The sequence below is a fragment of the Micromonospora sp. NPDC049139 genome, from assembly GCF_055586845.1.
Genome location: NZ_JBVJHK010000003.1, coordinates 114,331 through 133,588, shown reverse-complemented (window position 1 = coordinate 133,588; position 19,258 = coordinate 114,331). Strand labels below are relative to the sequence as shown.

The following is a 19,258-nucleotide window of genomic DNA, read 5'->3' as shown; positions in this document are numbered from 1 at the left end:
CGACCCCGGCGGGGCGGGCGGCGGGCAGGAGCCGGCGGACGGTCGGGGCCAGCGCGCCCGACCGCCCGGTGGCGCGGCGGAGGTCAGTCGCGGGCCGGCGGCGCGAGGCGGGCCCGCAACTCCTCCCGAACCCGGTCGGGCACGTGGGCGGAGATGTCGCCGCCCCACTTCGCCACGTCCTTGACCAGGCTGGAGGAGAGGAACGAGTAGAGCGGGTTGGTTGGCATGAACAAGGTCTCGACGCCGGCCAGGCCGATGTTCATCTGCGCCATCTGCAGCTCGTAGTCGAAGTCGCTGACCGCCCGCAGGCCCTTGATCAGCACGCTCGCCTGCTGCGCCCGGCAGAAATCGACCAGCAGGCCACGGAACGACTCGACCCGGACGTTGTCGTAGGAGGCGGTCACCTCGCGGAGCATGTCGATGCGCTCCTCGACGGTGAACAGGCCGCTCTTCGACTGGTTCACCAGCACGCCCACGATCACCTCGTCGAACAGGCGGCTCGCCCGGCCGATGATGTCGAGGTGTCCGTTGGTGACCGGATCGAACGAGCCGGGACACACCGCACGTCTCATGATCGGCGACCGTACCAAAGGGTGGTCTCGCCGTACCGGCGGCTGCGCTCGCCGGTGACACCGTCCCCCCACCCGACCGGCCCGGTGCGGCTGGACCGCTCCACCACGACCAGGGCGTCGGGGGCCAGCCAGCCGCCGTCGGCCAGCGCGGCGAGCATCGCGGTGACCTCCGCGTCCGACACCGCGTAGGGCGGGTCGGCGAAGACCACGTCGTACGGGTCGCCGTCCGGGCCGGCCGCCAGCACCGTGGCCACCTTGCCGGTGACCAGCCGGGCGGCCGGGGCGGCGCGCAACGCCGCGACGTTCTCCCGGATCACCCGGGCCGCCCGCGGGTCGGACTCCACCAGCAGCACGTGCGCGGCGCCCCGGGAAAGTGCCTCCAGGCCGACCGCGCCGGACCCCGCGTAGAGGTCGGCGAAGCGGGCGCCCGTCAGGTCCACCTCGGCCTGCACGGCGCTGAACAGCGCCTCGCGGACCCGGTCCGAGGTGGGCCGGGTGCCCGCCCCGGGCGGGGCGGCGATCCGGCGCCCGCCGAGCGTCCCGGCCACGATCCGGGTCACGGACTCCTCCTGCTCATGCGCACGACGCTACGCGACGCGCCGGCGGCCAACGCCCGCCCGGTGCACGCCACGGCCGCGACCTGCGCCCGCCGGCGCCGGGTCAGCCCTTCTCCAGGTATTCCGCGCGTTCCTCGTCGACCAGCGCCGCCACCGACGCGGCCAGCGCCGGGTGCCGCGCCAGCTCCGGATCCTCCTCGACCAGGGCGATCGCCTCGGCCCGGGCGTCCCGGATCAGGTCGGCGTCGCGCAGCAGCGACAGCAGCCGCAGGTGCGACCGCCGCCCCGACTGGGTGGCCCCCAGCACGTCGCCCTCGCGCCGCTGCTCCAGATCCAGCTCGGCGAGCTTGAACCCGTCCGTCGTGGAGGCGACCGCGTCGAGCCGCTCCCGCGCGGAGGCGCCCTCCAGCGCCTCGGTGACCAGCAGGCACAGCCCGGGCGCCGAGCCCCGGCCGACCCGGCCGCGAAGCTGGTGCAGCTGGGACACGCCGAACCGGTCGGCGTCGAGCACGATCATCACGGTGGCGTTCGGCACGTTGACGCCCACCTCGACCACGGTGGTGGCGACCAGCACGTCGACGTCGCCGGCGGCGAAGGAACGCATGACCGCGTCCTTCTCGTCGGCCGGCAGCCGGCCGTGCAGCACGCCGATCCGCAGGCCGTGCAGCGGCCCCTCGGCGAGCAGCGGCGCCACCTCGGTGACCGCCATCGGCGGCCGCCGCCCGTTGTCGTCGACCGGCGGCGGCTCCTCCTCACTGGCCGGGCCCTCCCCGATGCGCGGGCAGACCACGTACGCCTGGTGGCCGGCGGCCACCTCCTCGCGCAGCCGCCGCCAGGCCCGGTCCAGGAACGCCGGCTTCTCGGCGGCCGGAACCACGTGCGAGGCGATCGGCGAGCGGCCCTGCGGCAACTGGGAGAGGGTCGAGGTCTCCAGGTCGCCGTAGACCGTCATCGCCACCGTGCGCGGGATCGGGGTGGCCGTCATCACCAGCACGTGCGGCGGCTGGTCGGCCTTGGCGCGCAGGGCGTCGCGCTGCTCGACGCCGAACCGGTGCTGCTCGTCCACCACCACCAGGCCCAGGTCGGCGAAGTCGACGCCCTCGTAGAGCAGGGCGTGGGTGCCGAGCACGATGCCGGCCGCCCCGCTGGCCACCTCGGCCAGGGCGCGCCGACGGGCCGCCGCGCCCAACGAGCCGGTGACCAGCTCGACCCGGGTGGCGTCGTCGGCCGCGCCCAGCTCGCCGGCCCGGCCGAGCGGCCCGAGCAGGTCGAGGATGCCCCGGTGGTGCTGCGCCGCGAGCACCTCGGTCGGGGCCAGCAGCGCGGCCTGCCCGCCGGCGTCGACCACCTGGAGCATCGCGCGCAACGCGACCACCGTCTTGCCGGAACCGACCTCGCCCTGGAGCAGCCGGTGCATCGGGTGGGCGGTGGCCAGGTCCGCCGCGATCTCCACCCCCACGTCCCGCTGGCCGGGGGTCAGCTCGTACGGCAGCCGGGCGTCGAACGCGTCGAGCAGGCCGCCGGGCTTCGCCGGACGGGGCCGGGCCGGCCACGCGGCGGCCCGGTGCTTGCGCTGCACCAGGGTGAGCTGCACGGCGAACGCCTCGTCCCACTTGAGCCGCCGGCGGGCCCGGTAGAGCGCCTCCTTGCTGGACGGCCGGTGGATCTCACGCAACGCGACGTCGATGCCGGCCAACTTGCGGCTCGCCCGCAGGGTGGCGGGCAGCGGGTCCTCCGGCGGGGTGAAGGTGTCCAGCACCACCCGGACGCAGCGCGCGATCACCCAGGTGGGCACCGCCGCAGCGGCCGGGTAGACCGGGATCAGCGCCCCGGCGAACTCCTCGATCTCCTCGCTGGCCGCCGCCTCGCCGTCGCCGCCCTCGCCGAGCAGGACGTACTCGGGGCCGTTGAGCTGCCGCTTGCCCCGGAACTCGGTGACCTTGCCGGCGAACAGCCCCCACCGGCCGGGGCGCAGCTCCCGCTCCCGCCACGCCTGGTTGCCGAAGAAGGTGAGGGTCAGGGTGCCGCCCGAGCCGTCGCCGACCGTCACCTCCAGCAGGTTGCCCCGGCGCTGGCGCATCGGGCGTACGGCGGTGCGCTGCACCTGGGCCAGCACGGTGACCTGCTCGCCGACGTCGAGCGAGCGGATGTCGGTGTGCTCGCCGCGCTCGTCGTAGCGGCGCGGGAAGTGGTAGACCAGGTCACCCGCGGTGTGCAGGTCGAGGTGGCTCGCGAGGGCCTTCGCGGTCTTCTCCCCGACCAGCTTCTTCAGCGGCGTGTCCACCGTGCACGGCTCGGACGTCATTCGACCCCCACCAGGAGCGGATAGTACGGCTGCCCGCCCGGGTACGCCTGCACCTCGACGAACGGCCAGCGCCGGCCGACGTGCTCGCGGACCGCCTCGGCCAGCCCGGCCGGGGCGTCCGCCCCGGAGAGCAAGGTGACCAGCTCGCCGCCGCCGCCGAGCATCCGGTCGACCACGGCGGCGCAGGTGTCGGCCAGGTCCGACCCGATCAGGTGCACCTCGCCCTCGACCAGCGCCAGCACGTCACCGGGGCGGCAGGGGCCGGCGACGGTCAGCGCCTCGCGGCTGGCGTAGCAGACCTCGGCGTAGCGGCAGGCACCGGCCGCCTCCGCCATCGCGATCACGTCGTCGGAGAAGCGGCGGGCCGGGTCGCGCACCGCGAGGGCGGCCAGCGCCTGCACCGGGGACCGGGTGGGCACCACGCTGACCTTGATGCCCAGCCGGTGCGCCTCCTCGGCGGCGGCGCTCGCCACCGCCTGCGTGTTGGGGTCGTTGGGCAGCACCACCACCCGGGCGGCGCCGGTCGCGCGGATCGCGTCCAGCAGCTCGCCCGTGGACGGGTTGCCGGGCACCACCGTGGCGCCCTCGCCGGCGACGAGTTCGGCGATGCCCGCGCCGGCGGCCACCACCACCGCCGCGCGGCCGTCGCGCGCCATCGGCGGGGCGAGGGCCGGCTGGTCGGCGAAGCGGGTCACCGAGATGCGGTGCGGCCGGCCGGCGACCACGCCCGCCTCGATCGCCGCGCCCACGTCGTTGACGTGCACGTGCACGTTCCAGGTGCCCGCACCGGCGCTCCCGTCGCCGACGACCACGAGCGAGTCGCCCAGGGCGGCCAGCTCGGCCCGCAACCGGCCCACCGCCTCGGGCGCGGCGTCGAGCAGGAACTGCACCTCGTAGGCGTACTCCTCGGAACCGGTCTCGCGGACGGCGGTGGCCGGCGGGCGGGCCGCACGCGGCGCGGGCGCGGGACGCTCCGGGCTCTCCCCCGTGACGACCTCGACCAGGGCGTCGAGCAGCAGGCAGAGGCCCCGGCCGCCGGCGTCGACCACGCCGGCCCGGGCCAGCGCGGGGAGCTGCTCCGGGGTGCGCGCCAGCGCCCGCGCCGCCTCGCCCGCCGCCGCCCGGGCGACCGCCCGCAGGTCGTCGCTGTCCGCCCGCTCGGCGGCGCGGGCCGCGGCGGCGACGACGGTGAGCAGCGTGCCCTCGACGGGGCGGGCGACCGCGGCGTAGGCGGCCGTGGTCGCGTCGCGCAGCGCGGCGGCCAGCTCCCGCCCGCGCACCGCGGGCACGGCGGCGACCGCGTCGGCGAAGCCGCGCAGGATCTGCGACAGGATCACCCCGGAGTTGCCCCGGGCGCCGAGCAGCGCGCCCCGGGCCATCAGCCGCAGCGCGTGCCCGTGCGGGGTGGGCCCGTCCTCCGGGAGGGTGCCGAGGTCCATCGCCAGCGCCTGCTGCGCGGAGGTGAGGGTGAGCACCAGGTTGGTGCCGGTGTCGCCGTCGGGCACCGGGTAGACGTTCAGGTCGTCGATCTCGCCCTGGTGCCGCCTGAGCGCGGCCAGCCCGCCCGCGCACCAGCGGCGGACCGCGGCGGCGTCGAGGGTGTCCAACACGGCGAGAAGCCTACTGGCGGGCACCGACGCGCGCCGGGGTCGCCGGCCGTCCGGCGGCGTGTCCGGCCCGGCGCTCCCCGGCCGCCCGTCACGTCGACACCCCGACGAGCCGGCGCGACCCGGCCCGCTGGTCGGGGGCCGCCGGCTCCGGTGGCCCCGGCCGGCACTACCCTCGTGGTCGCGTCCCTTCGTACGGTGCTGCCGGAAGGGACGGCGCCGACCGGGCGACCCCGCCGCGCCGTGCCAGCTCCGCCCCGGGCGCCGCCCGGGGCCGGTTGGTCGGGTGCGCGGGTCATCGGGTAACCTGGCCAGGTTGCCCGGGCAGCGCCTGGCGGCGACCTCATGAACGTTTCAAACCCAGGAGTATCCCGTGGCTAGCGTGTGCGACGTCTGTGGCAAGGGACCGGGCTTCGGCCACAACGTGTCCCACTCGCACCGGCGGACCAACCGCCGCTGGAACCCGAACATCCAGTCGGTGCGTACCCCGGCCGGTGGCGGGAACACCAAGAAGATGCAGGTCTGCACCTCGTGCATCAAGGCCGGCAAGGTCACCCGCGCCTGACGCGGTAGGCCCCAGCTTCACACTCGTCATTACCGGCGGGCCCTCGAGGGCCCGCCGGTTCTGTCGTGTCCAGGGTTGCCCGCCTCGTGCCGGTTCCCGGCGGCCCCGGGCCGGTTCGTGTCGGGTCCGGACGGGTCGGCTGACGGGTACGCGACCGCCCTTCGACGCGCGGCGCGGGCCCGGTTAGGGTCTGCGTGCGCCGCGAGTCCGGGTCGGACCGGCGCGGGGGCGACCGAGCACGGAGGGACGACTGGTGCAGCTTGACCTAGGCCGGGACGAGATGGTCATCGTCGGTGCCTCCCTCGGGATGCTGCGCTGGTTCAGCGAGGAACTGCCCGCCGACAGCGTCGTCCTCGTCGAGGAACCCGACGTCATCGAGCGCCGAGGGCTGGAGCGGTTCGCCCGCGAGATGCCCTTCATCTCCCGCGTGGTGCCCGCCGAGTACCAGATCGGCTTCGACGCCGCCGCGCTGGTCACCCGGGAACCCGGGCTGGCCGCCGCCCGGCTGGTCATGCCCGGCCTCGAGTACGCCGTCGGGGCCACCGCCCGGCTCGCCGAGGCGCTCGGCCTGCCCGGCGCCGGTCCGGCGGCGGCCGACGTCTTCTCCGACAAGCACCGGATGCGGCTGCTCGCCGCCGAGGCCGGCCTGGCCAACCCGGCCTTCGCGCTGGTCGACTCCGCCGCCGGGGCCACCGAGTTCGCCCGGCGGCACGGCGGCCGGTGCGTGCTGAAGCCCACCCGCCGCTCGGGCAGCCTGGGCGTGCAGATCATCGCCGACCCGGCGGAGGTCGCCGGGGCGTGGGCGGGCACCGCCTCGCCCGAGGACCCGCCGGAGGCGACCGGTCGGGGGCTGCCAACGGGCGTCCTCGTCGAGCAGGTCGTCGACGGGCGCGAGCACAGCGTCGAGCTGCTCGTCGCCGACGGCGAGGTGATCTTCGCCAACGTCACGGACAAGCGGGTGCTCCCGGGGCGCTCCCCGGTGGAGACCGGCCACACGGTGCCGACCGCGCTGCCCGACCCCACCCGCCGGGCACTGGTCGAGGTGGCGACCCGGCTGGCCGCCGCCGCCGGCTTCCGCACCGGCACCCTGCACAGCGAGTGGATCGTCGCCGACGGGGTGCCGACGCTGGTCGAGTGCGCCGCCCGGCTGCCCGGCGACATGATCACCGCGCTGGTGTCGATCGCGTACGAGTGCGGGTTCATCGAGGCGTACCTGCGGACGCTGTGCGGGGAGCGGCCGGCCCTGCCGGCGCGGCCGACCGGCGCGGCGGCGGTCGAGTTCCTGCTGGCCGCGCCCGGCACCGTCACCGCCGTCGACGGGCTGCGCGCGGCCCGCCGGGTGCCCGGCGTGCTGGAGGTGCAGCTCGACGTGGCAGTCGGCGACACCGTGACGGAGGTGACGTCCTCGCTGCGGCGCAGCGGTCACCTGCTGGCCTGGGGCGCCGACCCGGCCGAGGCGACCGACGCGGCTGGCAAGGCCGCCGAGCAGATCCTGTTCACCACCGCCTGATCGTGCCGTAGCCGGCCCGGCGGCTTCCCCGGCCGGGCCGGGAGCCGCCGCCGGGTCCGACGGCTCAGGGGGTGCGACGGTTCAGGGGGTGCGACGGTTCAGGGGGTGCGACGGTTCAGGGGGTGCGACCGAAGGAAAGGGCTCAGAGGGTGCGGCCGAACGAGAGGCAGCCCGGGGCGTCCTTGTAGAAGCCGAAGTTCGGGATCCGCTCGTAGCCGGCCGCGGTGTACATGGCGATGGCCTCGGGCTGCTTGTCGCCGCACTCCAGGACGATCCGCTTGCGCCCGTGCTCGCGGGCCGAGCGCTCCACGGCGGCCAGGACCGCCCGGGCCACACCCCGGCCCCGGGCCGCCGGGTCGGTGTACATCCGCTTCAACTCGGCCGTGTCGCCGTCGTCGCCGTGGCTGCGCCAGCCGCCGCAGCCGACCGGCTCGCCGCCGAGGTGGGCGACGAGGAAGGCGCCGGCCGGCGGCACGAACTCGCCCGGGTCCACCGGGGTGTCGTCGCCGCTGCCGCCGTACCGGGCGCCGAGGTCGGCCAGCGCGGCACGGATCAGCCGCTGCGCGACCGGCGAGTCGAAGCGCTCGGCACGGATCTCGATCTCACTCACGGCGTAAAGGGTACGACCAACGCCGGCCCTTACCGGAAGTGGTCCCAGCCGGCGGGTCCGTCGTACGGGGCGCCGTCGACCGTGACGCCGGAGCCCGCCGTCACCCGCCCGATCGGGCGCCAGTCGGGCGGCAGCGCCACCGCCGGCGGGAAGGTCGCGGCCAGCGCGTGGTCGTCGCCCCCGGTGAGGAGCCAGGAGTACGGGTCGACGCCCAGGGCCTGGGCGGCGTCGCGCATCTGCCGGGGCACCTCGAAGGCGTCCCGGCGCACGTCGAGGGCCACGCCGCTGGCCTTGGCCACGTGCCCGAGGTCGGCGAGCAGCCCGTCCGACACGTCGATCATCGAGGTGGCGCCGAGCCGGGCCGCGTGCGGTCCGGCCCGGTACGGCACCTCCGGCCGCCGGTACGCCTCCACCAGCAGCCGCGGGGTGCGGAAGCCCCGGGAGAGCACCGTCAGCCCGGCCGCCGCGTACCCGGTCCGGCCGGCCAGGGCCAGCACGTCCCCGGGCCGCGCCCCGGAGCGCGTCACCGGCGGCCGGCCGCCGAGGTCGCCGAGGGCGGTGACCGCGATCGTCAGCGTGGGGCTGGCGGACATGTCCCCGCCCACCACGCTCGCGCCGACCTTCGCCGCCTCGGCGCCGAGCCCGTCGGCGAGTTCCTCGGCCCACCCGGTCTCCAACTCGGGCGGCATGCAGAGCGCGACCAGCAGCGCGGTCGGCTCCGCCCCCATCGCGGCGATGTCGGCCAGGTTGGCCGCCGCCGCCCGGTGGCCGACGTCACGCGCGGCGGACCAGTCCCGCCGGAAGTGCCGCCCCTCCACCAACACGTCCGTCGAGGCCGCGACCCGGGCGTCCGGGGCGGCCACCACCGCCGCGTCGTCCCCGGGACCGAGCAGAACGGTCGATCCGTACGACAACCGGGCGGTCACCCGGTCGATCAGGCCGAACTCGCCGACCCCCGCGACACTCATGCCGGCCCTCCGCCGTGCTCGCTCACCGCTTCTCCTTGACCACCGATAGGGATCAGACCTGGTCCGTAAGGTACTTTCTCCCTTCGGGCCGCCCCGCAGGCGGCGACGGACGGAGGTCGAGTCGTGGTACAGGCGTACATCCTCATCCAGACCGAGGTCGGTCGCGCGCGCGACGTGGCCGGTCTCATCGCGGACCTTGCCGGCGTGGTGCGGGTCGACGCCGTCACCGGGCCGTACGACGTGGTCGTGCTCACCGAGGCGAACACCGTCGACGAGCTCGGCAAACTCATCGTCAGCAAGGTGCAGATGGTGCCCGGCATCACCCGCACCCTCACGTGTTCGGTGGTGCGCCTGTAAGTGGACAAGATCACTGACTCTCCCGCGACCGGTTCCGCCCAGGCGGACGAGGCCGCCCCCGACCGCCCGGCCCGGGACCGGACGACCCGGAGCGCCGCGCTGATCGCCACGCTGGTCGCGCTGCCGATCACCGCGCTGGTCGGCGTGCTCGCCTTCGTCCAGCTTTCCCCGGACGAGCCGGCCGAGCCGGCCGCCGCGCCGAGCCCGACGGCAGGTGCTCCCCGCGTCCAGTCCACCGCCCCGGTCGAGATGGCCGCCCCGGCGCTGGCCGAACGGCCCGCCACGGTCTGCCGGGCGCTGCTCTCCCAGTTGCCGCCGACGGTCAACGACCTCGCCCAGCGCCCGGTCACCGCCGGCCCGGAGCAGAACGCCGCGTACGGCGACCCGGCGCTCACGCTGGCCTGCGGCGGCGCCGAGCCGACCGTCGGCGAGACGGACGACGTGTGGACGGTCAACAAGGTCTGCTGGTACGCCCAGGAGGAGACGGACGTCACCGTGCTCACCACGCTGGACCGGGAGACCGCCGTGACGGTCCGCGTGCCGCGGTCGTACGGGCAGGCGTTGCAGTGGGTCTCCCCCATCTCGGAGACGATCGTGGCCTCCGTGCCCTCCGGCGGCGACACCCCGCGGGGCTGCCAGGGCTGACGCCCAGCCACCCGGAAGGGTCCCTCCCCGACGCCAGTCGTTAGGAAGGGACCCTTCCTATGCATCAGGCGTTAGGAAGGTGCCCTTCCTTACAGGTCAGTGCAGGCCGACGCCGCGGTGCAGGGCGGTGCGGATGAGGCGGTTGACCAGCTTCGGGTACTCCAGCCCGGACGCCGCCCACATCCGGGGGAACATCGACGTCGAGGTGAAGCCCGGCATCGTGTTGATCTCGTTGAGGTAGACGTCCAGCTCCGGGGTGACGAAGAAGTCGACCCGGGCCAGGCCGGCGCAGTCCAGCGCGGTGAAGGCGCGGACGGCGTACTCCTGGACCTGCCGGGTCACCCGCTCGGGCAGGCCGGCGGGGATGTCGTACTCGCAGGCCTCCTCGGAGTCGATGTACTTCGCCTCGAAGTCGTAGAAGTCGTACTCGCCGACCACCCGCACCTCGGCGAGCACCGACGCCTCCGGCGCGCCGCCGGCCTCGCCCTCCAGCACGCCGCACTCGATCTCGCGGCCGACGACCGCCCCCTCGACCAGCACCTTCGGATCGATCTGGCGAGCGGTGGCGACGGCGGCGTCCAGGTCCGCCCAGTCGGTGACCTTCGTGATGCCGAACGACGAACCGGCCCGGGAGGGCTTGACGAACACGGGCAGGCCGAGCCGCTCCTTGTCCGCCTCGCTCAGCGTCATCCCGTTGCGCAGCACCGCGTACGGGCCCACCGGGATGCCCTCGGCGGCGCAGAGCTTCTTGGTGAACTCCTTGTCCATGGCGGCGGCGGAGGCGAACACGTTCGCCCCGACGTACGGGATGCCGGCCATCTCCAGCATGCCCTGGATGGTGCCGTCCTCCCCGTACGCGCCGTGCAGCACCGGGAAGACCACGTCGACGTCGGCGAGCGCCCGGGGACCCTCGGTCGGGTCGAGCACCATCAGCCCGTTGCCGGTCGGGTCGGCGCGCAGCACGATGTCGGCGCCGGACTCGGCGGTGATCTCCGGCAACCGGCGCGCGTTGATCGCCAACTGGGCCGGGTCGCCGCTGGTCAGCACCCACTGCCCGGCCCGGGTGATGCCCACCGGCACCACCTCGAACTCGTCCGGGTCGAGGGCGCCGAGCACGCTGCCGGCGCTGACGCAGGAGATGCCGTGCTCCGGGCTGCGGCCGCCGAAGACGATCGCCACGCGGGTCCTGCCTGGGGTGGTCACTCCGGTCACCTCTTCGTACGCGACTGCTGCGCCGGTGGTGGCGCTCACCCGGTTGACCTTACTGTGCGTGGCGGGCCTCGGCTGCCGATACCCGGGGGACAGGCGACAGTGCGCGGCAATCGGTCAACAAAGGATATACGTTGCGTAATCGCTCGGGCGGAGATCCGGGGCGGTGACGGCACCGGAGGCCCACTACGCTGCTCGTCCTATGAGCGCTGATCCCCTCATCGAGTCCCTGACGGCGGCCCTGGACGCCCGCCCCGACGACCTGCCGCTGCGACTCCACCTCGCCTCGCTGCTGCTGGACGCCGGCCGGGCCGGGGAGGCGATCGCGCAGGTGGGTCAGGCGCTCGCCCGGGATCCGGGCAACGACCAGGCGCAGGCCCTGATGCAGCGGGCGCTGGGCGGCTCCGTACCCCCGCCGTCGGCGCCGGCCCCGCAGCCGCCGGCGCAGCGCCCGGCGCCGGCCGGGCCCGGCGGCCCCGCCGCGACCGCCGGCCACGACCCGCTGGCGGCCTACGAGCAGGAGCTGGCCGACGTCGTGCCGCCGCGCTTCGCCCGGGCCGGCGACGAGCCGGAGCCGGTGACCGGCGACTCCGACCGGGTGTACGACGTGGAGACCTCCGGCATCCGGCTGGCCGACGTCGGCGGCATGGCGGCGGTCAAGGAGCGGCTGGAGCTGGCCTTCCTCGGCCCGCTGCGCAACCCGCAACTGCGCAAGATGTACGGCAAGAGCCTGCGCGGCGGCCTGATGCTCTACGGCCCGCCCGGCTGCGGCAAGACCTTCCTGGCCCGCGCGGTCGCCGGGGAGATGGGCGCCAAGTTCATCTCGCTGTCGATCGTGGACGTGCTGGACATGTGGATGGGCAACTCGGAGCGCAACCTGCACGAGCTGTTCCAGGCGGCCCGCCGCAACGCCCCGTGCGTGCTCTTCCTCGACGAGGTCGACGCGCTCGGGCACAAGCGCTCGCAGGTCGGCTCCAGCTCGATGCGGACGCTGGGCAACCAACTGCTGGCCGAGCTGGACGGGATGGAGGGCAGCAACGAGGGCGTCTTCGTGCTGGCCGCCACCAACACCCCGTGGGACGTCGACCCGGCGCTGCGCCGCCCGGGCCGGCTCGACCGGGTGGTGCTGGTGCTGCCGCCGGACGCGGAGGCGCGCGCGTCCATTTTGGAGTACCACCTGCGGGAGCGGCCGATCGCCGGGATCGACCTGCGGAAGATCGTGGCGGCCACCGAGGACTACTCCGGCGCCGACCTGGCCCACCTCTGCGAGACCGCCGCCGAGTACGCGATGGCCGACTCCGTACGCACCGGCGAGGTGCGGATGATCGAGCAGCGGGACCTGGAGCGGGCGGCGAAGGAGGTCCGGCCCTCGACGAAGCCGTGGATGGCCACCGCCCGCAACGTGGCGATGTTCGCCAACGAGGGGGGCGTCTACGACGACCTGGTGGCGTACCTGAAGCGGCGCCGGATGCTGTGACGCCGGACGGCCCGGCGGGGCGCCGGGCCGCGCCTCTCCGCCGGGCCGGGCCGCCGGCCGGGCGGGCCGTCCGCCCGGGGGGCCGTCTCCCGACCGCGCCGCCCGTGGCGGCGTCAGCCGCGCGCGTGCCGCCGGCCGATGGCGATCACCTTGACCCTCTGCCGGCCGGCCCGCACCATGCCCAGCGCCATGAACGCGCCGGCGATCCGGTCGGCCGCCTCGCGGCTGGTCGCGCCGACCACCTGGCGGCGCCGCTCGGGGCAGGTCCGCTCGTCGCGGCCGGCGCCGTCGACGGGCCGGACGTCGGTGAGCACCACGAGGAACCGGGTCATCGGAGGCCGCCGGCGCGGTCGGCGCGGGCCTGCTGACCAGTACGCACGTCGAATCCCTTCCGGCTGGCGGCCACGGGGCGTGGCACGCGGCGATCGGGCTCGGGGGAGAAACCCGATCGCCGCGCGCCCCATCCCCTCCGGTCACTCACCACCACCGTCGCCACGACAACCGGCGGTGAGGACGCGATGACAGATTGACATGTGCACAGCCGTGAATGCAACTCTCATCGACGTTCTCTCATCTACACCTTCCCGGCAAGATGTGCGACGATCGATGCATGGCTCCCAAGACCGCCCGCGCCCGACGCCTGGGCATCGCGCTGCGCACCCACCGGGAAGCCGCCGGCCTCACGCTGGAGGCGGCGGCGGACGAGATCAGCAGCACCCGCAGCACCCTGTCCCGCTACGAGAACGCGCAGACGCTGGTCAGCCCGGCCACCGTGCGCGCCCTGCTCACCCTCTACGGGGTCGGCGCGGACGAGGTGGCGGCGGCCGTCCAGCTGGCCAAGGACGCCCGCAAACCCGGCTGGTGGGTGTCGTACTCGTACCTGCTGGACCGGCGCACCATCGACTTCATCGCGCTGGAGGCCGAGGCGACCGGGATCGCCAACTTCGAGCCGTCCGTGGTGCCGGGGCTGTTGCAGACCGCCGACTACATCCGGGGCGTCATGCGGGGCGGCCCGCACACCCTCGGCGACGACGAGGTCGAGCAGCGGGTCCAGGTCCGGCTCGACCGGCAGCAGCGGCTCACCGGCGACAAGCCGCCGATCCTGGACGCCATCATCGACGAGGGCGCGCTGCTGCGGCCGGTCGGCGACCGGTCGGTGATGGAGAGCCAGCTGCACCACCTGCTGAAGATGGGCGAACTGCCCAACATCACGGTGCAGGTGATCCCCCTCGCCGCCGGCTACCACCGGGGCACCCGGGGCTCGCTGCACATCCTGGAGTTCGCCGACCCGGAGGACCCGATCATCGCCTCGGTGGAGACCGTGGCCGGGCAGATGGTCCTGGACCGGCCGGGCGACCTGCGTACCTGCACCAAGATCATGGAGCACCTGCGGACCGTCGCGCTCAGCCCGTCGGCCAGCCGAGACCAGCTCCTCCAACTCCTGAAGGGACGGTAGGACGATGACACCGACGACCAGCGCGACGCTCACCGCGGCCCGGTGGCACAAGAGCAGCCACAGCGGCGACGAGGGGGCGTGCGTGGAGATGGCGATGCTTCCGGGAACCGTCGCCGTCCGCGACTCCAAGGACCCGTCCGGCCCGGCGCTGCTCTTCCCGCCCGCCGCCTGGGCCGTCTTCGCCGGGGCGCCGCCCCGCCGCTGACCCCACCCTCGGCGCCGGCGCCGCTTGCCCGCACGCGATGCCGGCGCCCCCGCGCCGTCGACGGTCCCGCCGTTGGGAGCCGGTGGGGCCGTCGACGGGCGGGTCAGGGCGGGAGCTGCCGCGCGCCGCCACCTGTCGCACGCCGCGAGCGGGCGGCCCGCAGGCGGCCGGCGGGCAGCGCCGGCCGGCCGGCCGCCGGAGACGCGGAGCCCGGTCAGGCGGGACGGCGGGCGGTGACGGCGGTGGCGTCCCGGTCGTCGTCGCGGGTCACCGTGGGGTGCAGGCCGGCGGCGGTCAGCGCCGCGCAGAGCGCGTCCGCCTGCGCCTCGCTCGTCTCCACCACCAGGTGCCCGCCCGGGGCCAGCCAGCGCGCCGCGCCCGCGGCGACCCGGCGCAGCACCGCCAGCCCGTCCGACCCGCCGTCCAGGGCCACCTGCGCCTCGTGCAGCCGGGCCTCCGGCGGCATCAGCGCCACCGCCGCCGTCGGCACGTACGGGGCGTTGGCCACCACCAGGTCCAGGCTCCCCCGCCAGCGCACCGGCAGCGCGTCGTACAGGTCGCCGTGGAAGACCGGCACCCCCAGCGGCGCCAGGTTGCGCCGGGCGCAGGCCACGGCGGCGGGGTCGACGTCGGCGGCGGCCAGCCAACGCGGCGCGAGCCGGCGGGCCAGCGCGACGGCGGCGGCGCCGGAGCCGCAGCACAGGTCCACCACGGCCGCCGCCGGGCCGGTCACCGCGACGGCGGCGTCGACCAGCAGGGCGGTACGCGCGCGCGGCACGAACACCCCGGGGTCGACGGCGACCCGCTCGCCGCAGAACTCGGCCCAGCCGAGCAGGTGCTCCAGCGGGAGCCCCGCGACCCGGCGGTCGGCTAGGTCGGAAAGCGCCTGCGGCGAGTCGGCGGCGGCGATCAGCAGGTCCGCCTCGTCCTCGGCGTAGACGCAGCCGGCGGCGCGCAGCCGGTGCACGAGGGCGGGTCGGTCGGGGCGGAAAGAAACGTTCATGGTGGACCTCCGGGAGCGCTCGTCGACGCTCCCGGCCGCCGGGTCAGCCGGCGTGGCGTCGGAGGGGAGCGTCGGTCCTGCCTGTCGGGTGGATCGGACTCACCTCCTCCGGTCGGGCCCGGCGCGGGCCACGGACGGCCCCGCTCGGGGCCACGGTCAAGATAGCCCAACGGCCGGCACACAACACACCGGGTGCGCAACGGCCCGCGCCCGAGCGCTCAGCGGCCGGTGCCCCGAGCGCTCAGCGGCTGGCATCGAGCGCGGCGGCCACGTCGGCGACCAGGTCGACGGAGTCCTCCACGCCGCAGGAGAGCCGGACGAAGCCGGGCGGGGTGTCGTCGCCCCACTGGGCCCGGCGGTCGGCGGTGGTGTGCAGGCCGCCGAAGGAGGTGGCCGCGGCGACCAGCCGGGCCGCGTCGAGGAACCGCGCCACCCGCGCGGCGTCGCCGAGGTCGAAGGAGAGCACGCCGGGGATCCGTCGCATCTGGACCGACGCCACCGGGTGGGCCGGGTCGCCGGGCAGCCCGGGCCAGCGCAGCCCGGTCACGTCGGACCGCCCGACGAGCAGCCCGGCGAGCGCCTCGGCGTTCGCCGTCTGCCGGGCCAGCCGCAGGTCGAGGGTGGCCAGCGACCGGTGCGCGAGCCAGGCGTCGAACGCGCCGGGCACCGCGCCGGTGACGTTCCGCCAGGCGGTCACCGCGTCCAACAGTTCGGCCGAGCGGGTGGCGACGTAGCCGAGCAGCAGGTCCGAGTGCCCGGTGAGCGCCTTGGTGCCGGAGGCCACCACGAGGTCGGCGCCGAGGTCGAGCGGGCGCTGCCCGAGCGGCGTGGCGGTGGTGTTGTCGACCGCGACCAGGGCGCCGGCGGCGTGCGCGCGGGCGGCCAGCGCCGGGACGTCGGCGACGTCCAGGCCGGGGTTGGCCGGGGTCTCCAGCAGCACCAGGCGTACGCCGTCGAGGTCCGGGTGGGGGCCGGCGGTCGGGGCGAGGAGCACCCGCACCCCGATCCCCTCCAGCGTGTCCCGGGCGAAGGCCCGGACGGAGAAGTAGCCGTCCGACGGGAGCACCACGGTGTCCCCCGGCTTCAGCACCGTCAGCAGCAGCCCGGTGATCGCGGCCTGCCCGCTGGCGAAGACCCGGCAGTCGCCCCCCTCCAGCTCCCCGATGGCCGCCTCCAACAGCCGCCGGGTGGGGTTGTCCGGCCGGCCGTAGCCGTTCGGTGCCGCCGCCGGCCCCGCCCACGGGTCGAGGTGGTACGGCGCGGCGAGGACCGGCCCCGGCAGGAACGGCTGGCCGGGGGCCGGCTCGGGCAGGCCGGCGCGGACGCATCGGGTGCCGTCGTGCGGTGCGGTCAAGGGCTCACTCCGGTTTCGTCGTCCGGCTCATCAGGGCGTCGACGGCGAGGCGCGGGTCGACGCCCTCGTGGCAGACCAGCTCCACCTGCTCGGTGATCGGCATCTCCACCGCGTGCGCCCGGGCCAGGTCGCGGATGGCGAGGGCGCTCTTGACCCCCTCGGCGGTCTGCCGGGTGGCGACGCGGGCCTCCTCCAGGGTCGCGCCCCGGCCCAGGTGCTCGCCGAACGTGCGGTTGCGGGCCATCGGCGAGGAGCAGGAGGCGACCAGGTCCCCCATCCCGGCCAGGCCGGCGAAGGTGAGCGGGTCGGCACCCAGGGCCACCCCGAGCCGGGCGGTCTCGGCCAGCCCCCGGGTGACCAGCATGGCCCGGGTGTTGTCGCCGAAGCCCATCGCGACGGCGATGCCGTACGCCAGCGCGATCACGTTCTTCACCGCGCCGCCCAGCTCGCAGCCGATCACGTCGTCGTTGGTGTAGGGGCGGAAGTAGGACGTGGTGATCGACCGCTGCACCAGCGTGGCCCGGTCCGGGTCGGTGCAGGCGACCACGGTGGCGGCCGGCTGCTCGGCGGCGATCTCGGGGGCCAGGTTGGGCCCGGAGACCACCACCACGCGGTCCGCCGCCACCCCGGCGGTCTCCACGATCACCTCGCTCATCCGCCTGGTGGTGCCGAGCTCGATGCCCTTCATCAGCGAGACCAGGGTGGCGTCCGGGTGCAGGTACCCGCTCCACTCGGCGAGGTTGCCGCGCAGCGTCTGCGACGGCACGGCCAGCACCACCAGCTCGGCCCCGGTGATCGCCTCGGCGGCGTCCCCGGTCGCCGTGACCCGGGACGGCAGGAGCACGTCCGGCAGGTACTCCGGGTTGCGCCGCTCGGCGCGGATCGTGTCGGCGACCGGCCGGCGGCGCGCCCAGATGGTGACGTCCCGGCCGGCGTCGGCGAGGATCTTGGCGAAGGCCGTCCCCCACGAGCCGGCCCCCAGCACCGCGACGTGCCCGCTCACGCCGCCACCTCGCTCCGCTCGGCGGCGGCGCGAGGCGCCACGCTGCGGTGCCTGATGGTTCGCTCGCTCCGCTCGCTCATGCCGCCGCTCCCGGCCGGCGCTCGCCACCGGGGCGGCCCGGTCGTTCCCACAGGGGCGGCGGCGTGCCGCCCCGAACCTCCGCGAGCATGTCACGCAGCCGCAGCATGATGGTGTCGGTCATCTCCTCGAGGACGGCCTTCGTCGGGGTGGCTTCGGTCCACCGGCTCAGGTCGACGGGCGGGCCGGCGACCACGGTCACCGGGATCCGGGGCCGCGGGTTGAGCCGGGCCCGGCGCGGGTCGAAGATCCGCTCCGGGCCCCACATGGCGACCGGGATCACCGGCGCGCCGGTGGCGAGCGCGAGCCGGGCCGCGCCGGTCTTGCCCTTCATCGGCCACAGGTCGGGCTCGCGGGTGGTGGTGCCCTCCGGGTAGATCACCACGGCGCCGCCCTCGTCGAGCGCGGCGACCAGGGCGTCCAGCGACTTCACCGCGTCCACGGTGCCCCGCTCGACCGGGATCTGCCGGCACCGGTGCAGGATCCAGCCGACCACCGGGACCCGGAACACGCTGGCCTTGCCGAGGAAGCGCGGCCAGCGGCCGGAGTCGTAGACGAAGTGCGCCGCGACCAGGGGGTCGGCGTGCGAGATGTGGTTCGGCACGATGATCACGCCACCGTCGCCGCGGAGGTGCTCCATGCCGCGCCAGGTGCGCCGGGTCCAGACCGTCATGACCGGCTTGACCAGCACCACGGCGAACCATTGCCAGAACCCCAGCCTCCGCCGTGTCACCGCGCCTCCTCGTGCCGCCCCGACCCGCACCGGTCCGCACCCGGTGACGCCCGCAGCGGAAATCATGCCTGCTCGCCCCGGGTCCGGCCAGAGAGGGTACCGCCGTCCGGCTGGCAGGATGGCGGGTGTGAGTCAGCCGAGGTGGACTGTCGTGGTGCCGGTGAAGCGCCTCGCCGCCGCGAAGAGCCGGCTGCGGGGGGCGCTGCCGGCCGTACCGCACGAGGCGCTGGCGCTGGCCCTGGCGGCCGACACGGTCGCCGCGGTGCGGGCCTGCCCCGCGGTGGCCGGGGTGCTGGTGGTCACCGACGACGCCCGGGTGGCCGCGGCGGCCCGCCGGGCGGGCGCCCGCCCGCTGCCGGACGCCCCGGACGCCGGCCTGAACGCGGCCTTCCGGCACGGCGCGTCGGCCGTCGGCGGAGGCTGGGTGGCCGGGCTCACCGCCGACCTGCCCGCGCTGCGCCCGGCCGAGCTGGCGGCGGCGTTGCACGCGGCACAGGCCGGCCCGGCGGGCGTACGCCGGTACGTGCCCGACGCCCCCGGCGACGGCACCGTGCTGCTGGCCGCGCCGCCGGGCGTGCCCCTGGATCCCCGGTTCGGCGGCGGCTCGGCCGCCGCGCACGCGGCGAGCGGGGCGCTGGCCCTGACCGGGGACTGGCCGAGCCTGCGCCGCGACGTGGACACCGCCGACGACCTGGCCGCGGCGGCCCGGCTCGGGCTGGGGCCGGAGACCGCCGCGCTCGCCGCCGCCGGCTGCCCCGCCGACCCGCGCCGGCCGCGTGGTACGGCGGTGTGCGGGCGGGGCTGCGGGGTGCGGGCGGTGTAGCGTGCGGGACATGCAGGGCACGGTGGCCACCTACGACGCGGCGACCCGCAGCGGGATGCTGCTCCTCGACGACGGCACCGAGCTGGCCTTCCCGGCCCGGGCGTTCGACGCCTCCGGCCTGCGGCTGCTCCGCCTCGGCCAGCGGCTGCGCGTCGAGACCGACGCCGCCGGCGAGGTCGTCCGGGTGACGTTGCCGACGATGGCCTGAGCGACTGGTCGAA

Annotated in this window: 21 protein-coding genes; 9 read left to right on the top strand and 12 right to left on the bottom strand. The window is 75.7% G+C overall.

Annotation, left to right across the window (positions count from 1 at the left end; all coding sequences use genetic code 11):
* Positions 1-83 precede the first annotated feature (83 nt).
* From coaD to ACZ6Q9_RS07390, 4 genes are all read right to left on the bottom strand, one after another.
* Positions 84-572 carry a pantetheine-phosphate adenylyltransferase gene (gene coaD, locus ACZ6Q9_RS07405; RefSeq protein WP_350704816.1) on the bottom strand — a complete coding sequence of 163 codons (489 nt, stop codon included), beginning with the start codon at positions 570-572 and terminating at the stop codon, positions 84-86.
* Positions 569-1,132 (bottom strand): 16S rRNA (guanine(966)-N(2))-methyltransferase RsmD, encoded by a 564-nt coding sequence (gene rsmD, locus ACZ6Q9_RS07400; RefSeq protein ID WP_393451646.1) that lies wholly within the window; start codon positions 1,130-1,132, stop codon positions 569-571. The genes coaD and rsmD overlap by 4 nt, the downstream gene beginning before the upstream one ends.
* Before the next feature lie 100 nt (positions 1,133-1,232).
* The gene (gene recG / locus ACZ6Q9_RS07395) at positions 1,233-3,434 is read right to left on the bottom strand and encodes an ATP-dependent DNA helicase RecG (protein WP_350704813.1); all 2,202 of its coding nucleotides are present in this window, start codon (positions 3,432-3,434) and stop codon (positions 1,233-1,235) included.
* Positions 3,431-5,044: a DAK2 domain-containing protein gene (locus ACZ6Q9_RS07390; protein WP_396828332.1), complete on the bottom strand. Its 1,614-nt coding sequence runs from the start codon at positions 5,042-5,044 to the stop codon at positions 3,431-3,433. The genes recG and ACZ6Q9_RS07390 overlap by 4 nt, the downstream gene beginning before the upstream one ends.
* Positions 5,045-5,414: 370 nt before the next feature.
* On the opposite strand from ACZ6Q9_RS07390, the gene rpmB reads away from it, so the two are divergent.
* The gene (gene rpmB, locus ACZ6Q9_RS07385) at positions 5,415-5,606 is read left to right on the top strand and encodes a 50S ribosomal protein L28 (protein ID WP_088963534.1); all 192 of its coding nucleotides are present in this window, start codon (positions 5,415-5,417) and stop codon (positions 5,604-5,606) included.
* Between the two features lie 253 nt (positions 5,607-5,859).
* A complete protein-coding gene (locus ACZ6Q9_RS07380; RefSeq protein ID WP_396828334.1) occupies positions 5,860-7,116 on the top strand; it encodes an ATP-grasp domain-containing protein in 1,257 nt (418 codons plus the stop codon).
* 142 nt (positions 7,117-7,258) lie between these two features.
* Here the strand turns inward: ACZ6Q9_RS07380 and ACZ6Q9_RS07375 are convergent, their stop codons facing one another.
* Both ACZ6Q9_RS07375 and ACZ6Q9_RS07370 read right to left on the bottom strand, forming a co-directional pair.
* The gene (locus ACZ6Q9_RS07375; protein WP_357453453.1) at positions 7,259-7,726 is read right to left on the bottom strand and encodes a GNAT family N-acetyltransferase; all 468 of its coding nucleotides are present in this window, start codon (positions 7,724-7,726) and stop codon (positions 7,259-7,261) included.
* A gap of 29 nt (positions 7,727-7,755) precedes the next feature.
* The gene (locus tag ACZ6Q9_RS07370) at positions 7,756-8,694 is read right to left on the bottom strand and encodes a thiamine-phosphate kinase (RefSeq protein WP_393266800.1); all 939 of its coding nucleotides are present in this window, start codon (positions 8,692-8,694) and stop codon (positions 7,756-7,758) included.
* 123 nt (positions 8,695-8,817) lie between these two features.
* Here ACZ6Q9_RS07370 and ACZ6Q9_RS07365 point away from each other — a divergent pair, with 123 nt between their 5' ends.
* Together ACZ6Q9_RS07365 and ACZ6Q9_RS07360 are read left to right on the top strand one after the other, a co-directional pair.
* Positions 8,818-9,051, top strand: coding sequence for an Lrp/AsnC ligand binding domain-containing protein (locus ACZ6Q9_RS07365; protein WP_013284547.1), 234 nt, complete (start codon positions 8,818-8,820; stop codon positions 9,049-9,051).
* Positions 9,052-9,696, top strand: coding sequence for a DUF3515 family protein (locus ACZ6Q9_RS07360; protein WP_396828337.1), 645 nt, complete (start codon positions 9,052-9,054; stop codon positions 9,694-9,696).
* A gap of 96 nt (positions 9,697-9,792) precedes the next feature.
* Here ACZ6Q9_RS07360 and ACZ6Q9_RS07355 read toward each other — a convergent pair whose 3' ends face one another.
* Entirely contained in the window at positions 9,793-10,899 is a 1,107-nt protein-coding gene (locus ACZ6Q9_RS07355; protein WP_393267021.1) for a D-alanine--D-alanine ligase family protein, read from the bottom strand.
* A 208-nt stretch (positions 10,900-11,107) separates the two neighbouring features.
* Here ACZ6Q9_RS07355 and ACZ6Q9_RS07350 point away from each other — a divergent pair, with 208 nt between their 5' ends.
* Entirely contained in the window at positions 11,108-12,382 is a 1,275-nt protein-coding gene (locus ACZ6Q9_RS07350) for an ATP-binding protein (RefSeq protein ID WP_396828339.1), read from the top strand.
* A gap of 113 nt (positions 12,383-12,495) precedes the next feature.
* Here ACZ6Q9_RS07350 and ACZ6Q9_RS07345 read toward each other — a convergent pair whose 3' ends face one another.
* On the bottom strand, positions 12,496-12,714 hold the full coding sequence (locus tag ACZ6Q9_RS07345; protein WP_350704800.1) for a hypothetical protein: 219 nt from the start codon (positions 12,712-12,714) through the stop codon (positions 12,496-12,498).
* Between the two features lie 278 nt (positions 12,715-12,992).
* On the opposite strand from ACZ6Q9_RS07345, the gene ACZ6Q9_RS07340 reads away from it, so the two are divergent.
* Complete coding sequence (locus ACZ6Q9_RS07340; protein ID WP_357695312.1) at positions 12,993-13,838, top strand: helix-turn-helix domain-containing protein; 846 nt, start codon at positions 12,993-12,995, stop codon at positions 13,836-13,838.
* A 4-nt stretch (positions 13,839-13,842) separates the two neighbouring features.
* Entirely contained in the window at positions 13,843-14,043 is a 201-nt protein-coding gene (locus tag ACZ6Q9_RS07335; protein WP_396828342.1) for a DUF397 domain-containing protein, read from the top strand.
* 214 nt (positions 14,044-14,257) lie between these two features.
* Here ACZ6Q9_RS07335 and ACZ6Q9_RS07330 read toward each other — a convergent pair whose 3' ends face one another.
* The 4 genes from ACZ6Q9_RS07330 to ACZ6Q9_RS07315 form a co-directional block, all read right to left on the bottom strand.
* Entirely contained in the window at positions 14,258-15,046 is a 789-nt protein-coding gene (locus ACZ6Q9_RS07330) for a putative protein N(5)-glutamine methyltransferase (RefSeq protein WP_396828344.1), read from the bottom strand.
* A gap of 241 nt (positions 15,047-15,287) precedes the next feature.
* The gene (locus ACZ6Q9_RS07325; RefSeq protein WP_396828345.1) at positions 15,288-16,400 is read right to left on the bottom strand and encodes a cystathionine gamma-lyase; all 1,113 of its coding nucleotides are present in this window, start codon (positions 16,398-16,400) and stop codon (positions 15,288-15,290) included.
* 4 nt (positions 16,401-16,404) lie between these two features.
* Positions 16,405-17,403, bottom strand: a complete 999-nt coding sequence (locus ACZ6Q9_RS07320; RefSeq protein WP_396828346.1) for an NAD(P)H-dependent glycerol-3-phosphate dehydrogenase — start codon at positions 17,401-17,403, stop codon at positions 16,405-16,407.
* Between the two features lie 76 nt (positions 17,404-17,479).
* A complete protein-coding gene (locus ACZ6Q9_RS07315; RefSeq protein WP_393451613.1) occupies positions 17,480-18,214 on the bottom strand; it encodes a lysophospholipid acyltransferase family protein in 735 nt (244 codons plus the stop codon).
* A gap of 127 nt (positions 18,215-18,341) precedes the next feature.
* On the opposite strand from ACZ6Q9_RS07315, the gene cofC reads away from it, so the two are divergent.
* Positions 18,342-19,037: a 2-phospho-L-lactate guanylyltransferase gene (gene cofC, locus ACZ6Q9_RS07310; RefSeq protein ID WP_393451610.1), complete on the top strand. Its 696-nt coding sequence runs from the start codon at positions 18,342-18,344 to the stop codon at positions 19,035-19,037.
* 10 nt (positions 19,038-19,047) lie between these two features.
* Entirely contained in the window at positions 19,048-19,245 is a 198-nt protein-coding gene (locus ACZ6Q9_RS07305) for a cold-shock protein (protein WP_350684722.1), read from the top strand.
* Positions 19,246-19,258: the final 13 nt, after the last annotated feature.

Coding starts and splice junctions, on each gene's coding strand:
- ACZ6Q9_RS07370 (WP_393266800.1), bottom strand. CDS start 8,694: ATGAGTGTCGCGGGGGTCGGCGAGTTCGGCCTGATCGACCGGGTGACC.
- ACZ6Q9_RS07330 (WP_396828344.1), bottom strand. CDS start 15,046: ATGAACGTTTCTTTCCGCCCCGACCGACCCGCCCTCGTGCACCGGCTG.
- ACZ6Q9_RS07345 (WP_350704800.1), bottom strand. CDS start 12,714: ATGACCCGGTTCCTCGTGGTGCTCACCGACGTCCGGCCCGTCGACGGC.
- coaD (WP_350704816.1), bottom strand. CDS start 572: ATGAGACGTGCGGTGTGTCCCGGCTCGTTCGATCCGGTCACCAACGGA.
- ACZ6Q9_RS07305 (WP_350684722.1), top strand. CDS start 19,048: ATGCAGGGCACGGTGGCCACCTACGACGCGGCGACCCGCAGCGGGATG.
- ACZ6Q9_RS07350 (WP_396828339.1), top strand. CDS start 11,108: ATGAGCGCTGATCCCCTCATCGAGTCCCTGACGGCGGCCCTGGACGCC.
- recG (WP_350704813.1), bottom strand. CDS start 3,434: ATGACGTCCGAGCCGTGCACGGTGGACACGCCGCTGAAGAAGCTGGTC.
- ACZ6Q9_RS07340 (WP_357695312.1), top strand. CDS start 12,993: ATGGCTCCCAAGACCGCCCGCGCCCGACGCCTGGGCATCGCGCTGCGC.
- ACZ6Q9_RS07335 (WP_396828342.1), top strand. CDS start 13,843: ATGACACCGACGACCAGCGCGACGCTCACCGCGGCCCGGTGGCACAAG.